This window comes from Pseudomonas brassicacearum (genome assembly GCF_009601685.2).
Classification (GTDB): domain Bacteria; phylum Pseudomonadota; class Gammaproteobacteria; order Pseudomonadales; family Pseudomonadaceae; genus Aquipseudomonas; species Aquipseudomonas kilonensis_B.
The window spans coordinates 5,486,118-5,499,476 of the sequence record NZ_CP045701.2; the positions used below are offsets into that span (position 1 = coordinate 5,486,118).

Here is a 13,359-nt window from a genome sequence, read left to right on the forward strand (position 1 = left end):
ACCTCTGGTTTCTTGTTATATGTCTCGATCGAAACGTCATACGCAAGAAAATCAGTCTAGTCAGCTCTTCCAGAGGCGGTAGTTGCATTGGCAGCCAGCTTACTGGCCGAACGAGTCAGCGCATCCGCGTCAAGGTCGCAACGTATCGACCAACTCAGCGAGCCACGGCTCGGCGTCGGTTTCCGGCGTGACGCTTTCGCTGGCATCCAGACGCAGCATCGGCAGCACCTCACGTACACCCAATTCGACGAACAGCTCGCGCATCTGCTCGCCGCCGGCGCAGAAGGTATCCCCATAGCTGGCGTCACCCAGGCCGATCACCGCGCCAGGCAAACCGCGAAAGAACCCGGGCAACTGATCGCGGATAATTGAATACAACGGCATCAAATTGTCCGGCAACTCGCCCATGCCGGTGGTAGAAGTCACTGCCAGTACGGCCTCTGGCGCGAATTCCTGCACATCCGCCAGGGTCGCACGAGGGTTGTGCCAGGTTTCAAAGCCTGCTTCGCGAAGCAGTTTGGCGGCGTGCCGGGCGACTTCTTCGGCGGTGCCATACACCGAGCCGGAAAGAATGGCGACTTTCATCAATCTGATCCTGAACCTGAAAAAAGAGCCGGGATAGTAACAGTTGCACCTGTCAGGCTGCGAATGGCTCTCAACGGCCCTAATGGCCAGTGGACAGCCTATCGATTTCTTTTAGAATGCTGCTCCTACAAGGACGTTCAAAGGATTATCCCCATGATCAACGCTCAACTGATGCAACTGGTCATCAACGCTTCGAACGACGGGATTGTCATCGCCGAAAAAGAAGGCGAAGACAATATCCTGATCTACGTGAACCCGGCCTTCGAACGATTGACCGGTTATCACCGCGACGAGATCCTTTACCAGGATTGCCGGTTCCTGCAATCGGGTGATCGGGACCAGCCCTCGCTGGAGCCCATTCGCAAAGCCTTGAAAGAGGGTGGCGCCTGTCGCGAGGTGCTGCGCAACTACCGCAAGGACGGCACGCCGTTCTGGAATGAGTTGTCACTGTCCACGGTCAAAAACCAGGCTGACGGGCATACCTATTTCGTGGGAGTGCAAAAAGACGTCACGATCCAGGTCAAGGCCCAACAGCGTGTCGCCCAGCTGGAAAAGGAACTGGCCGAAGCGCGGGAGACCATTGCCCGGCTTGAAGCGACGAACGGTTCAAACAAAACCACGAATTAACGGTCAGTCACTACAATCACCAGTGAACACGTAAATAATCATTTCGAGCAGATCATGCAGCGCGATGCCCTCCTGACGCAGGATGAACTTGATTTCATCCGGACCATGCAACACAACCCGCAGTTGAACGAGCGGGATGTCACGTCGAGCTTGCTGGTTAACGGTGGGTCGCAGATTCGTGACTTGCTGACACGTCTGGCGGCAAATGAGCAGGTTACGCTGCAAGCCAATTTCGAAAACCAGCAAATGACCTTTCCGCTGCATCTGGTGGAAGACGAATTCCATGCGATGCACCTGCGCCTGGGTGTGCCGAGCATCTACGAGGACGGACCGAAGATACGCCCGTGGCGCCTGACGCTCGAAGAGCCGGTGGCGCTGGAAAATATCAAGGGGCAGCCGGGACCGTTGTGGGTCCACGAAGTCTCCTGCAAGGGCGTCTTGCTGCAAAACCACAGTCGCGCCAAGCCGCCGAAGCAGTTTGCCTTGTGGTTCAGCCCATCAGGCTACGAGAGAATTTCGTTGCGAGGCACCTTTGAACGGGAAACCGATCGCGGTCTGTTTGCCTACCACCTGAGCCAGAATGACCAGGACGAGACGGAGCGTCTGCGCCAGTACATCCTGCAGCAACACCGCCTGACCCATCCGACCATGCATCTCTAAGTATCCAGGTTGCCTGCCAGAAATTGACGCAGGCGCTGGCGCATCACTGTCCCCTCATTGCCCAGGCAACCGATTGACGACCCCGTCAGGCTTTCCTGCGCCAAGTCGGATGCATCACCAGCGAGCATCAACGGACAGTCCAGGCTCATCGCCAACTTGCCCAGGCGCTTGGGCAGGTCTGGAGCTGGCGCATGATTGGAAACCAGCACCAATGCCACAGGCTGGACCTTCTGGCACACCAGGGTCAGTTCCTCGAACGGCAGACCGATGGACAACAGCCTGACGCCCACCTCCGCCTTGGACAGGAACAGCGCCGTAACCAGCAACTCCAGCTCATGGCAATGATCGGCAATCGCGCAGACCAGCACACGCGGGGATGCACCTTCGCGCTTGAGCAAAAGCCGTTGGATAATGCGCGAACGCAGGAAACCGTCGAAAAACACCCATTCACTGATCTGCCCGAATTCCGGTTGGCGATGCAGCAGTTGTCGCCAAAGCGGCATCAGGATGTCCTGGAAGACGATCGGCACGGTGTAGGTGGAAAAGACCTGCCCATAGACGCGATCCAGCTCCACATCGTCAAAGTTGCTGACCGCGTCCGCCACCTGTTGTTGCCAGCGGGCATGATCGGCCCTGATCAGATCGGATGAGATCAGCGTGGAGACCGGTTGCACCGACTCGGTCTTGGCCAGGATCTTTCCCACCTTGCTGACGGCCACCCCGCGTTCTATCCATGCCAGGATGCTGCGCACCTTTTCGATATCGCCCAACGAATACAGGCGGTGCCCACTTTCGGTGCGGGTGGGCTGGATCAAACCATAGCGCCGCTCCCAGGCGCGCAGGGTCACGGGGTTCACGCCGGTCATGCGCGCGACCTCCCGAATGGGAAACAGGTCTTCCCGTTTCAAGGCACTTGATGCCTGGAAAACAAAGCCATCTTCTGTGATTGCACTCATTTTGGCAGACAATTCCGGCTGGCAAATTGGATCCCAGTTTACTCCCCCCAAGACATGTCATGACAAGGACAAACGTATTCGATGCGCGGTTTTGTTGATTGATGTGCAATCGGGAATAATCCTTGCCTGCTTTTTTGGCGACCAGACGCTACCCACCACCCCGGGGCGTCTCCCCGCGAACCTCCTACCCGGAGTGCCGTGCCTGTCTTACGGAGATACATAATGTCTACCTCACCCGTCACCTTGATGGTTGCCCGCCGTGTCGCCAATGGACGCTATCAGGATCTGATCGCCTGGCTGCGCGAAGGCGAACAACTGGCAACCGACTTTCCCGGCTACTTGGGTTCCGGCGTTCTCGCGCCACCGCCCCAGGACGATGAATTCCAGATCATCTTCCGTTTTGCCGACGAGCAGACGCTGCATGCCTGGGAATACTCTGCCTCCCGCACGGCCTGGCTGGGACGGGGCAGCGAGCTGTTTGCCCATCCCTCCGAACACCGGGTGCGGGGCATCGATGGCTGGTTCGGCGCGGTCGGCCAACGTCCGCCACGTTGGAAACAGGCCGTGGCCATCTGGCTCGCGTTCTTTCCCGTGTCGCTGTTGTTCAATTTCCTGTTGGGGCCGCTGCTGGGCGAACTGGGCCTATTGAGCCGCGTGCTCATCAGCACGCTGATCCTGACACCACTGATGGTCTACCTGTTCATCCCATTGTCGACCCATCTGCTGGCGAACTGGCTCAATGGTGCGCCGCCGCGGGCGTTACCGGCTACGCAGAATCATTGATGTCGCCAGCCTGCGCATTGATCGCTGTGGGAGCCTCGGCTTCATGGGCGACAAAAAACCTGTGGGAGCGAGCTGCTCGCGATGAGGCCGGTATATCCACACCAGATGTTGCCCGTCAGTCCGCTATCGCGAGCAAGCTCGCTCCCACAGGGGAACTCTGGATTCACCTTTGTACATAGGAGGCGCCCCGCGTCGCTGTTATAGTTTTGCTCTTGCCGTGAACCGAGCCATCCTATGTCCAGCGCCATCGCTCCGATCCTGATCACTGGCGCAGCCCAGCGCGTCGGCCTGCATTGCGCCCGGCGATTGCTGGAAGACGGGCAACCGGTGATCGCAACCTATCGCACCGAACGCCCCGGCGTGCAGACGCTGCGGGACCTGGGCGCGGTCATGTTGTTTGCCGACTTCTCCAGCGAAGCGGGTATCCTGGCCTTTATCGAACAACTCAAGCAGCACACCGACCGGCTGCGGGCCATCGTACACAACGCCTCGGCCTGGCTGGCCGAAGACCCAGGCAGCGAAGCGGCGGCCTTCAACGCCATGTTCGGCGTGCACATGCTTGCGCCTTACCTGATCAACCTGCACTGCGCCGAGTTGCTGCAGCGCTCGACCCCGGCGGATATCGTGCACATCAGCGATGACGTCACCCGCAAGGGCAGCGCCCGGCATATCGCTTATTGCGCCACCAAGGCCGGCCTGGATAGCCTGACCCTGTCGTTCGCGGCGAAGTTCGCCCCGGCGATCAAGGTCAACGGCATCGCCCCGGCCCTGCTACTGTTCAACCCCGAAGACGACGCGGCTTATCGCGCCAAGGCCCTGGCCAAGTCCGCGCTGGGTATAGAACCTGGCAGCGAAGTGATCTACCAGAGCCTGCGTTATCTGCTGGACAACCCTTATGTCACCGGCACGACCCTGACCGTCAACGGCGGGCGGCACGTCAAATAGCCTTGTTTCGAGGATGCACCATGACGCTATCCCTGCCCCAGAACTACCGCGAGATCCTGATCGGCCTGGGGGAAAACCCCGAGCGCGAGGGTTTGCTCGATACCCCGGTCCGTGCCGCCAAGGCCATGCAGTACCTCTGCCATGGTTATGAACAAAGCGTCGAGCAGATCGTCAATGGCGCGCTGTTCGCCTCTGACAGCGATGAAATGGTGATCGTCGCCGACATCGAACTTTACTCACTCTGCGAACATCACCTGTTGCCCTTCATCGGCAAGGCCCATGTGGCTTATATTCCTACGGGCAAGGTCCTGGGGCTGTCGAAGATCGCCCGGTTGGTGGACATGTTCGCCCGCCGCCTGCAAATCCAGGAGAACCTGACCCGGCAAATCGCCGACGCGGTGCAGCAGGTCACCCAGGCCGCCGGCGTGGCGGTGGTGATCGAGGCCCAGCACATGTGCATGATGATGCGCGGTGTCGAAAAACAGAACTCGACCATGAACACCTCGGTGATGCTCGGCGCCTTTCGCGATTCCAGCACCACGCGCCAGGAGTTCCTGCAATTGATTCGACGGAGCAATTAAATGCCACAACTTCAGCCAGCCATGGCACGCATCAAGGTCAAGGACCTGCGCCTGCGCACTTTCATCGGCATCAACGAAGATGAAATCCTCAACAAGCAGGATGTGTTGATCAACCTGACCATCCTCTACGCCGCCCAGGAGGCGGTGCGCGACAACGACATCGATCACGCGCTGAACTATCGCACCATCACCAAGGCGATCATCGCCCATGTGGAAGGTAACCGCTTCGCCCTGCTCGAACGCTTGACCCAGGAATTGCTCGACCTGGTCATGGCCAACGAGTCGGTGCTGTACGCCGAAGTCGAAGTCGACAAGCCCCACGCCTTGCGATTTGCCGAATCGGTGTCGATTACCCTTGCGGCAAGCCGGGCGGCTTCGTAGCCGCTACACGCTGCAAGCGGTAAACTTCAAGCCTGATCGACACCATCCAATTTGCAGCTTGAAGCTCGCCGCTTGTAGCTGCCCGTCAGGGAACACCATGAACGACCAACAACGCCTCGAGCTCGAAGCCGCCGCTTTCCGTCGGCTGGTTGCCCATCTGGACAGCCGCAAGGATGTGCAGAACATCGACCTGATGAACCTTGCCGGCTTCTGCCGCAACTGCCTGTCCAAGTGGTACAAGGCCGCCGCCGATGAACGCCAGGTCGAGGTCAGCCTCGACGACGCCCGCGAAGTGGTCTACGGCATGCCGTACGCCGAGTGGAAAGCCCAATACCAGAAAGAAGCCAGCGCCGAACAGCAAGCGGCGTTTGCCAAAGGAAAACCCGATGCCTGACCTGAACAACCTGCGCGCCAGTCTCAAGAGCGGCGAACACCTCTTTGCCGCCACCCTGGCCTTCATCACCGCCGGCTATGACTACCACCCCCAGGCCTTCACCAACGGTGGCGTGCAAAATGCCGCCGGGCAGAACGAAGGCTCGTGCAAGACCCTGGGCCTGGCGCTGCTCGAAGGCTTGAGCGATGAAGAAGCGCTCCTGGCCTTCGGCGAACATTACCGTTCGGTGCTGGGCACGCCCGAAGGCAGCGATCACAGCAATATCCGCGCGCTGATGGCCCATGGGCTGGCCGGTGTGACGTTCCAGGCACAGCCACTGCAACGGCGCTGATCGACCTGCTTTTTGTGGCGAGGGCTCCCGCAGGACTCTGTAGGAGCTGGCGAAGCCTGCGATCTCTTGATCTTTCACTTGAGACTCAAGTGTGTACGGGCAAAGATCGCAGCCTCGCTTCGCTCGACAGCTCCTACAAGCCCAGCCCCCACAAGCTCCCTCGCCACGGGTTGCACGCCCCAAGTAAGCGGCACCTCACCACATCCCGACTTTTAAGATTGACCCGGCAACTTTATTTCGTTTGCCGGCCCCCTCTGCTCGCGGCTTAGATAACGCAAATTTCTCCTTCGTCCGAGCCGTCATCCATGAGCAGCGAAACCATCAGCCAATCGATCTCCATCGTGCATCCCGTCAGCCTCAGCCACGGCAAGAATGCCGAGGTCTGGGACACCGACGGTAAACGCTACATCGATTTTGTCGGCGGCATCGGTGTGTTGAACCTCGGCCATTGCCATCCGCGCATCGTCGAGGCGATCCGTGAACAGGCCAGCCGGCTGACGCACTACGCATTCAATGCCGCCCCCCACGCGCCCTACATTGAATTGATGGAACGCCTGGCGGCGTTTATCCCGCTGGACTACCCCGTCAGCGGTATGCTCACCAACAGCGGCGCCGAGGCGGCGGAGAACGCCTTGAAGATCGTACGCGGCGCCACGGGCCGTACCGCCGTGATTGCGTTTGATGGCGCCTTTCACGGCCGCACCCTGGCGACCCTCAACCTCAACGGCAAGGTCGCGCCTTACAAACAGAAAGTCGGCGTCCTGCCCGGGCCGGTGTATCACCTGCCGTACCCCAGTAAGGACAACGGCGTCACCGGCGAAGAAGCCTTGAAGGCCATGGAGCGGTTGTTCAGTGTCGAGATCGACGTGAATGACGTGGCCTGTTTCATTGTCGAGCCGGTGCAGGGCGAGGCCGGTTTCCTGGCGATGGACGTGCCCTTCGCCCAGACCCTGCGGCAGTTCTGCGACGACAAAGGCATCGTGCTGATCATCGATGAGATCCAGTCCGGCTTCGGCCGCACCGGCCAGCGCTTTGCATTTTCACGGCTAGGCATCGAACCGGACCTGATCCTGCTCGGCAAAAGCATTGCCGGCGGCGTGCCCTTGGGCGCAGTGGTGGGACGCAAGGCGCTGCTGGACAACCTGCCCAAGGGCGGTCTGGGCGGCACTTATTCGGGTAACCCCATCGCCTGCGCCGCCGCCCTGGCGACCCTGGATGAAATGACCGACGCCAACCTGCACGCCTGGGGCTCGCAACAGGAGGAGGCGATCGTCAGCCGCTACCAATCCTGGCGCAGTCGTGGGCTGACGCCTTATCTCGGTCGCTTGACCGGCATCGGCGCGATGCGCGGCATCGAGCTGACCCACGCCGACGGCACCCCGGCCTCGGCACAACTGACGCAACTGCTGGCCCTGGCGCGGGAATCGGGCTTGCTGCTGATGCCCAGCGGAAAATCGCGGCACATCATTCGGCTGCTGGCGCCGTTGACGACCGAGCCGGCAGTGCTGGAGGAAGGGTTGGATATTCTGGAGGCGTGCCTGGCGCGACTGTCCTGAAATGCGCTGTTCCTGACCACGCAAAAAACCTGTGGGAGCGAGCTTGCTCGCGATAGCGTCAGGTCAGCCGACATCGATGTTGACTGACATACCGTCATCGCGAACAAGCCCGCTCCCACAAGGGTTCGGTGTCCATCCGTTGATCATGTGACAGGCAGTAAAAAACCGGCCGAAGCCGGTTTTTTTGTGCCCGCTGAATCAGAACGAAGCGTTCTGCAGGCCATCGAGGTAGCGCTCGGTGTCCAGGGCTGCCATGCAACCGGCACCGGCCGAGGTGATCGCCTGGCGGTAGACGTGGTCGGCCACGTCGCCGGCCGCGAAGATACCTTCGACGCTGGTGGCAGTGGCGTTGCCGTCACGGCCGCCCTTGACCACCAGGTAGCCGTCCTTGAGTTCCAGCTGGCCTTCGAACAGCGAGGTGTTCGGGGTGTGGCCGATGGCGATGAAGACGCCGTCAACCTTGATCTCGTCGAAGCTGCCGTCGTTGTTCTTCAGGCGGGCACCGGTCACGCCCATGTTGTCGCCCAGCACTTCGTCCAGGGTCGCGTTGAGCTTGAGGATGATCTTGCCTTCGGCGACACGGGCATTGAGCTTGTCGATCAGGATCTTCTCGGCGCGGAAGGTCTCGCGGCGGTGGATCAGGGTGACCGTGCTGGCGATGTTGGCCAGGTACAGCGCTTCTTCAACGGCGGTGTTGCCACCACCAACCACAGCCACAGGCTTGTTGCGGTAGAAGAAACCGTCGCAGGTGGCGCAGGCGGAAACACCTTTGCCCATGAAGGCTTCTTCCGACGGCAGGCCCAGGTAGCGAGCACTGGCACCGGTGGCGATGATCAGCGCATCGCAGGTGTAGGTCGCGCTGTCGCCGGTCAGGGTGTATGGCTTGGCGGCGAAATCCACGGCATTGATGTGGTCGAAAACGATCTCGGTCTCGAAGCGCTCGGCGTGTTCCTTCATGCGCTCCATCAAGGCCGGACCGGTCAGCCCGTGGACATCGCCCGGCCAGTTGTCGACTTCGGTGGTGGTGGTCAATTGACCGCCGGCCTGCATGCCGGTGATCAGCAGCGGCTTGAGGTTGGCACGGGCCGCATAAACCGCAGCGCTGTAACCGGCAGGGCCGGAACCGAGAATAATCACTCGCGAATGACGCACTTCAGACATGACCTGCTCCTGTTGACCGGACCTTGCGGGCCGGAACGCCGGGTGAGCGGCGTGAATAAAAAAGGACCGTTGACGCACTTGGGGAAGGCTTGGGTTCGACAGTCCTGGAAAAGAATGGGTGCAGCGTATCGAGGGAGCGAAGATTAAGGAAATACGGTTTAACAATCCAGCTCATAGGTGGGCTCTATCCCCAACGGTCCCTTCAATAGGCGCCATCGCCTCAAGAAACGTTGTTACACGCCATGTCGCCGCTTTCCCGGGCAGGGCAAAGCCGGTAAGGTCGGCGCGTTTACCTTCGCTCGGAGCCACCTATGCCCGCCCCCGTCCTGTCCGGCCCGCAATATTTGCGAGAGGGCCTCAAGCTGGTCTTGAGCCCGGGCCTGCGCCTGTTCGTACTCTTGCCCCTGGCGATCAACCTGGTGCTGTTCGTCGGATTGATTTACCTGGCCGGCCATCAGTTCAGCCTGTGGGTCGATACGCTGATGCCGTCGCTGCCAGACTGGCTCAGTTTCCTCAGCTATGTGCTCTGGCCGCTGTTCGTGGTGCTCGTCGTGCTGATGGTGTTTTTCACCTTCACCATGCTTGCCAACGTCATCGCCGCGCCGTTCAACGGTTTTCTCGCGGAAAAAGTCGAAGTGGTCATCCGTGGCACCGACGACTTTCCGGCCTTCAGTTGGGCCGAGTTGATCGCCATGATCCCACGGACCCTCAGCCGGGAAGCACGCAAGCTCGGCTATTTCCTGCCCCGCGCCCTGGGGCTATTCGTGCTGTCGTTCGTCCCCGTGGTCAATCTGGTGGCCGCCCCCCTGTGGCTGCTGTTCGGCGTGTGGATGATGGCGATCCAGTACATCGACTACCCGGCGGACAACCACAAGCTGGGCTGGAACGAGATGCTCGCCTGGCTGCGGGAAAAACGCTGGCAGAGCCTGGGCTTTGGCGGCAGCGTGTACCTGGTGCTGCTGATCCCGGTGGTGAACATCCTGATGATGCCCGCAGCGGTGGCCGGCGCGACGTTGTTCTGGGTCCGTGAGCAAGGCGCCGAGACCGCGTTGGCCCGCCAGGGCTGAGCCGTCACAAATCCATCATCCTGTCGTCACAATGACGAAATGGCCCCGGTCGACACTGGGGTCATGACCACACCCCTGCATATCACCCTGATCACCGAAACCTTCCCGCCGGAAATCAATGGCGTGGCCAATACCCTGGGCCGCCTGTACGACGGCCTGCGCGCCCGCGGGCATCAGGTCGAGCTGATACGGCCGCGCCAGGTCGACGACCAACGCCAGGCCAGTGACGAGCAGTTGTTGCTGTGCCGGGGCTGGCCGCTACCGGGCTACCCGGGTTTGCAGTGGGGCCAGGCGTCGATGCACAAACTGCTCAGGCGCTGGAAACGCCATCGTCCGGACGTGCTGTACATCGCCACCGAAGGACCGCTGGGTTTGTCGGCCCTGCGCGCGGCACGACGCTTGGGCATTTCGGTGGTCAGCGGTTTCCACACCAATTTCCAGCAATACACCCAGCAGTACGGCCTCGGACTGTTGAGTCGCGTGCTCACCCATTACCTGCGCTGGTTTCACAACCGCTCCAACCTGACCCTGGTGCCCAGCGTCAGCCAGCGCCTGGAACTGGAGCGACGACATTTCGAGCGCGTGGCGCTGCTCTCACGCGGCGTGGACAGCCAACTGTTTCATCCGGTCAAGCGTTCGGCGAGCCTGCGGGAGGCGTGGGGCCTGGGCGAGGATGACATCGCGGTGATCCACGTCGGACGCCTGGCTCCGGAGAAAAACCTCGGGCTGCTCAAACGCAGTTTCGCCACGCTGTGCCGCGCGTTCCCGGGACGACGGATGAAACTGGTGGTAATCGGCGACGGCCCGCAGCGCTGCGCCCTGGAGCAGGAACTGCCCGAAGCGATCTTTTGTGGCTCGCAACGCGGCGAGGCGCTGGCCAGTCATTATGCGTCTGGGGATGTGTTTGTCTTTCCGAGCCTGACCGAAACCTTCGGCAATGTGGTGCTGGAGGCGCTGGCGTCCGGGCTGGGCGTGGTGGCCTACGATCAGGCTGCGGCGGCCCAGCATATTCGCCACGGCTACAACGGCGTGCTGGCAATGCCGGGAGATGAGGAGGCGTTCTGCGATGCCGCCCGTTGGCTGCTGGAAGAGCGCGAGACCTTGCGTTGCGTGCGGCTCAATGCGCGCCAACATGCCAGCCGCCAGGGCTGGGCGTCGGTGATCGAGCAGTTCGAGGCGCAGTTGCGCGGGGTTTGTCAGGTCGAATCGTCGCTGCCCCAGGCCGTGTCGCCACGCTGAAAAGCATTGCGGGCAAGCCTTGCTCCCACAGGATTATCAACTGTTCACAAGTCATGTGTTCACTGAAGATCCATGTGAGAGCAAGGCTTGCCCGCGATGAGGCCCTACAAGTCGCCGCTTAAACCAGGGTCATCAACGCCTCGCGACTGAACGGCAGGATTTCCTGCTCCCGCCCTTCGCGCACTTTCTGCGCCCAGTCCGGATCCACCAGCAGCGCACGCCCTACCGCCACCAGGTCGAACTCGTCGTTGTTCAGGCGTTCCAGCAGTTTTTCCAGGCTGGCCGGTTGCGCGACTTTGTCGGTGTTGACCATGAACTGCAGGAACTCGCCATCCAGGCCAACGCTGCCAACGGTGATGGTGGGCTTGCCGGTAAGCTTGCGGGTCCAGCCGGCCAGGTTCAGCTCGGAGCCTTCGAACTCCGGCTCCCAGAAACGCCGTGTCGAACAGTGGAAAATATCCACGCCGGCGTCAGATAACGGCTTGAGGAATTCGCCCAAGGCTTCAGGGCTCTGCACCAGGCGCGCGGTGTAGTCCTGCTGCTTCCATTGGGAGAACCGGAAAATGATCGGGAAGCCCTCGCCCACCGCCGCGCGCACGGCACGGATCAATTCGATCGCCAAGCGTGAACGATTGGCCAGGCTACCGCCGTAACCGTCGGTGCGTTGGTTGCTGCCTTCCCAGAAGAACTGGTCCACGAGGTAGCCGTGGGCGCCGTGGATCTCCACGCCGTCCATACCGATGCTTTGAGCGTCTTTTGCCGCCTGGGCGAATGCCGCGATGACGTCGTCAATGTCCGCCTGGGTCATGCCGTGGACCACCACCTGACCGTCCTTGAGCTTTTCGGTCGGGCCATAGCCCGGCACGCTGGCGTCCGGCTCGGTGCCGATGCGTCGCACACTGCCCACATGCCACAACTGTGGAACGATCTTGCCGCCTTCGGCGTGCACTGCATCGACCACTTTTTTCCAGCCGGCCAACGCGGCGTCACCATAAAAATGCGGCACATTCGGGTAGCCGTTGGAGGCCTTGTGGCCAACCGTGGTGCCCTCGGTGATGATCAGCCCGACCCCAGCCGCCGCGCGGCGACGGTAATACTCGATGACCTTGGCGTTCGGCACGCCGCCCGGCGAAAACGAACGGGTCATCGGCGCCATCACCACCCGAGTCGGCAACTCGAGCGCGCCGAGGTGGAAAGGTTTGAACAGGGCTTTTGCAGGCATGAGGCACTCCACGGGACGAAGTCATAGATCGGATATGACGACGATAATATGGAGCATGGTGAGCGCTGGGTAGCACTATTGATTGGAGTGATTAAGGATCAAAAGGAAGCTGCGTAGGGCTGTGTTGGCGCTGCGTAGAAGCTGCATAGAAGCTGTGTGAGCTGTGTAGGAGCTGTCGAGTGCAACGAGGCTGCGATCTTTCCCCAGACACTTGAGTCTCAAGCGAAAGATCAAAAGATCAAAAGATCAAAAGATCGCAGCCTTCGGCAGCTCCTACAGCTGCAATTTCCAGGGGGATCAAGCCAACGCTTTTTCAATCGCCTGGATCACGGCAGGATCATCCGGCACCGTACGCGGCGAGAAACGCGCCAGTACCCGACCGTCCTTGCCGAGCAGGAATTTTTCGAAGTTCCAGGTAATGTCCCCGGGAAACTCGGCCCCCTCGCCCGCCAGCAGACGGTACAACTGGTGACGATCAGGACCGTTCACGTCCAGCTTGCTCGACAGCGGAAACGTCACGCCATAGTTGAGACTGCAGAACTCCTGGATTTCCTGCTCGGTCCCAGGCTCCTGTCCGGCGAACTGATTGCAGGGCAGGCCCAGCACGGTGAAGCCCTGGGCTTTGTATTGCTGATAGAGATTTTCCAGCGCAGCGTACTGCGGCGTCAGGCCACACTTGGAGGCGACGTTGACCACCAGCACGACTTTCCCCTTGAACGGCGCCAGAGCAAGCTCCTGACCATCCAGGGCTTTGAGTTTAAGGTCGTGGAAAGCACTCATGACGAACTCCAGGTTTGCAGATCTTTTCGAAACAGCCATGGGTGATGCTAACAGCAACCGACTAAAAAGGCGCCGTATGGCGCCTTTCCAG

16 protein-coding genes are annotated in these 13,359 nt (G+C 60.6%); 11 read left to right on the top strand and 5 right to left on the bottom strand.

Annotated elements, in window-relative coordinates:
• Positions 1-129 precede the first annotated feature (129 nt).
• Positions 130-585, bottom strand: coding sequence for a flavodoxin (locus tag GFU70_RS23695; RefSeq protein ID WP_058543579.1), 456 nt, complete (start codon positions 583-585; stop codon positions 130-132).
• 153 nt (positions 586-738) lie between these two features.
• Here GFU70_RS23695 and GFU70_RS23700 point away from each other — a divergent pair, with 153 nt between their 5' ends.
• Complete coding sequence (locus GFU70_RS23700) at positions 739-1,212, top strand: PAS domain-containing protein (protein ID WP_058543578.1); 474 nt, start codon at positions 739-741, stop codon at positions 1,210-1,212.
• Between the two features lie 54 nt (positions 1,213-1,266).
• Complete coding sequence (locus GFU70_RS23705) at positions 1,267-1,872, top strand: hypothetical protein (protein WP_058543577.1); 606 nt, start codon at positions 1,267-1,269, stop codon at positions 1,870-1,872.
• Here GFU70_RS23705 and GFU70_RS23710 read toward each other — a convergent pair.
• Positions 1,869-2,828 (bottom strand): MerR family transcriptional regulator, encoded by a 960-nt coding sequence (locus tag GFU70_RS23710; protein WP_058543576.1) that lies wholly within the window; start codon positions 2,826-2,828, stop codon positions 1,869-1,871. The two genes, GFU70_RS23705 and GFU70_RS23710, sit on opposite strands and share 4 nt — an antisense overlap.
• A gap of 222 nt (positions 2,829-3,050) precedes the next feature.
• On the opposite strand from GFU70_RS23710, the gene GFU70_RS23715 reads away from it, so the two are divergent.
• The 7 genes from GFU70_RS23715 to GFU70_RS23745 all read left to right on the top strand — a co-directional run bounded on the left by GFU70_RS23715 (position 3,051) and on the right by GFU70_RS23745 (position 7,799).
• Complete coding sequence (locus tag GFU70_RS23715) at positions 3,051-3,611, top strand: antibiotic biosynthesis monooxygenase (protein WP_058543575.1); 561 nt, start codon at positions 3,051-3,053, stop codon at positions 3,609-3,611.
• 234 nt (positions 3,612-3,845) lie between these two features.
• Positions 3,846-4,556, top strand: a complete 711-nt coding sequence (gene folM, locus GFU70_RS23720) for a dihydromonapterin reductase (RefSeq protein WP_058543574.1) — start codon at positions 3,846-3,848, stop codon at positions 4,554-4,556.
• A 20-nt stretch (positions 4,557-4,576) separates the two neighbouring features.
• The gene (gene folE, locus GFU70_RS23725; protein WP_003205453.1) at positions 4,577-5,137 is read left to right on the top strand and encodes a GTP cyclohydrolase I FolE; all 561 of its coding nucleotides are present in this window, start codon (positions 4,577-4,579) and stop codon (positions 5,135-5,137) included.
• A complete protein-coding gene (gene folX, locus GFU70_RS23730) occupies positions 5,138-5,518 on the top strand; it encodes a dihydroneopterin triphosphate 2'-epimerase (protein ID WP_014340149.1) in 381 nt (126 codons plus the stop codon).
• Between the two features lie 97 nt (positions 5,519-5,615).
• Entirely contained in the window at positions 5,616-5,912 is a 297-nt protein-coding gene (locus GFU70_RS23735) for a DUF1244 domain-containing protein (protein ID WP_003205454.1), read from the top strand.
• Positions 5,905-6,243, top strand: a complete 339-nt coding sequence (locus tag GFU70_RS23740) for a HopJ type III effector protein (RefSeq protein ID WP_058543573.1) — start codon at positions 5,905-5,907, stop codon at positions 6,241-6,243. The genes GFU70_RS23735 and GFU70_RS23740 overlap by 8 nt, the downstream gene beginning before the upstream one ends.
• A gap of 305 nt (positions 6,244-6,548) precedes the next feature.
• Positions 6,549-7,799 (top strand): aspartate aminotransferase family protein, encoded by a 1,251-nt coding sequence (locus GFU70_RS23745; RefSeq protein WP_058543572.1) that lies wholly within the window; start codon positions 6,549-6,551, stop codon positions 7,797-7,799.
• A gap of 198 nt (positions 7,800-7,997) precedes the next feature.
• Here GFU70_RS23745 and trxB read toward each other — a convergent pair whose 3' ends face one another.
• Entirely contained in the window at positions 7,998-8,960 is a 963-nt protein-coding gene (trxB, locus tag GFU70_RS23750) for a thioredoxin-disulfide reductase (RefSeq protein WP_003205459.1), read from the bottom strand.
• Between the two features lie 311 nt (positions 8,961-9,271).
• Between trxB and cysZ the strand changes: the two genes are divergently transcribed.
• Both cysZ and GFU70_RS23760 read left to right on the top strand, forming a co-directional pair.
• Positions 9,272-10,027: a sulfate transporter CysZ gene (gene cysZ / locus GFU70_RS23755; RefSeq protein ID WP_153388891.1), complete on the top strand. Its 756-nt coding sequence runs from the start codon at positions 9,272-9,274 to the stop codon at positions 10,025-10,027.
• 39 nt (positions 10,028-10,066) lie between these two features.
• Positions 10,067-11,266: a glycosyltransferase family 4 protein gene (locus GFU70_RS23760; RefSeq protein ID WP_153388892.1), complete on the top strand. Its 1,200-nt coding sequence runs from the start codon at positions 10,067-10,069 to the stop codon at positions 11,264-11,266.
• 118 nt (positions 11,267-11,384) lie between these two features.
• Here the strand turns inward: GFU70_RS23760 and GFU70_RS23765 are convergent, their stop codons facing one another.
• Entirely contained in the window at positions 11,385-12,488 is a 1,104-nt protein-coding gene (locus tag GFU70_RS23765; RefSeq protein WP_058543570.1) for an NADH:flavin oxidoreductase, read from the bottom strand.
• A 297-nt stretch (positions 12,489-12,785) separates the two neighbouring features.
• Positions 12,786-13,268 (bottom strand): glutathione peroxidase, encoded by a 483-nt coding sequence (locus tag GFU70_RS23770; protein WP_153388893.1) that lies wholly within the window; start codon positions 13,266-13,268, stop codon positions 12,786-12,788.
• Positions 13,269-13,359: the final 91 nt, after the last annotated feature.

Bases quoted from the DNA above. Each gene is read 5' to 3' on its own strand.
- folE (WP_003205453.1), top strand. From the start codon at position 4,577: ATGACGCTATCCCTGCCCCAGAACTACCGCGAGATCCTGATCGGCCTG.
- GFU70_RS23745 (WP_058543572.1), top strand. From the start codon at position 6,549: ATGAGCAGCGAAACCATCAGCCAATCGATCTCCATCGTGCATCCCGTC.
- GFU70_RS23740 (WP_058543573.1), top strand. From the start codon at position 5,905: ATGCCTGACCTGAACAACCTGCGCGCCAGTCTCAAGAGCGGCGAACAC.
- GFU70_RS23735 (WP_003205454.1), top strand. From the start codon at position 5,616: ATGAACGACCAACAACGCCTCGAGCTCGAAGCCGCCGCTTTCCGTCGG.
- GFU70_RS23715 (WP_058543575.1), top strand. From the start codon at position 3,051: ATGTCTACCTCACCCGTCACCTTGATGGTTGCCCGCCGTGTCGCCAAT.
- GFU70_RS23710 (WP_058543576.1), bottom strand. From the start codon at position 2,828: ATGAGTGCAATCACAGAAGATGGCTTTGTTTTCCAGGCATCAAGTGCC.
- GFU70_RS23770 (WP_153388893.1), bottom strand. From the start codon at position 13,268: ATGAGTGCTTTCCACGACCTTAAACTCAAAGCCCTGGATGGTCAGGAG.
- folX (WP_014340149.1), top strand. From the start codon at position 5,138: ATGCCACAACTTCAGCCAGCCATGGCACGCATCAAGGTCAAGGACCTG.
- GFU70_RS23700 (WP_058543578.1), top strand. From the start codon at position 739: ATGATCAACGCTCAACTGATGCAACTGGTCATCAACGCTTCGAACGAC.
- cysZ (WP_153388891.1), top strand. From the start codon at position 9,272: ATGCCCGCCCCCGTCCTGTCCGGCCCGCAATATTTGCGAGAGGGCCTC.
- GFU70_RS23705 (WP_058543577.1), top strand. From the start codon at position 1,267: ATGCAGCGCGATGCCCTCCTGACGCAGGATGAACTTGATTTCATCCGG.
- GFU70_RS23765 (WP_058543570.1), bottom strand. From the start codon at position 12,488: ATGCCTGCAAAAGCCCTGTTCAAACCTTTCCACCTCGGCGCGCTCGAG.
- GFU70_RS23760 (WP_153388892.1), top strand. From the start codon at position 10,067: ATGGCCCCGGTCGACACTGGGGTCATGACCACACCCCTGCATATCACC.
- folM (WP_058543574.1), top strand. From the start codon at position 3,846: ATGTCCAGCGCCATCGCTCCGATCCTGATCACTGGCGCAGCCCAGCGC.
- GFU70_RS23695 (WP_058543579.1), bottom strand. From the start codon at position 585: ATGAAAGTCGCCATTCTTTCCGGCTCGGTGTATGGCACCGCCGAAGAA.
- trxB (WP_003205459.1), bottom strand. From the start codon at position 8,960: ATGTCTGAAGTGCGTCATTCGCGAGTGATTATTCTCGGTTCCGGCCCT.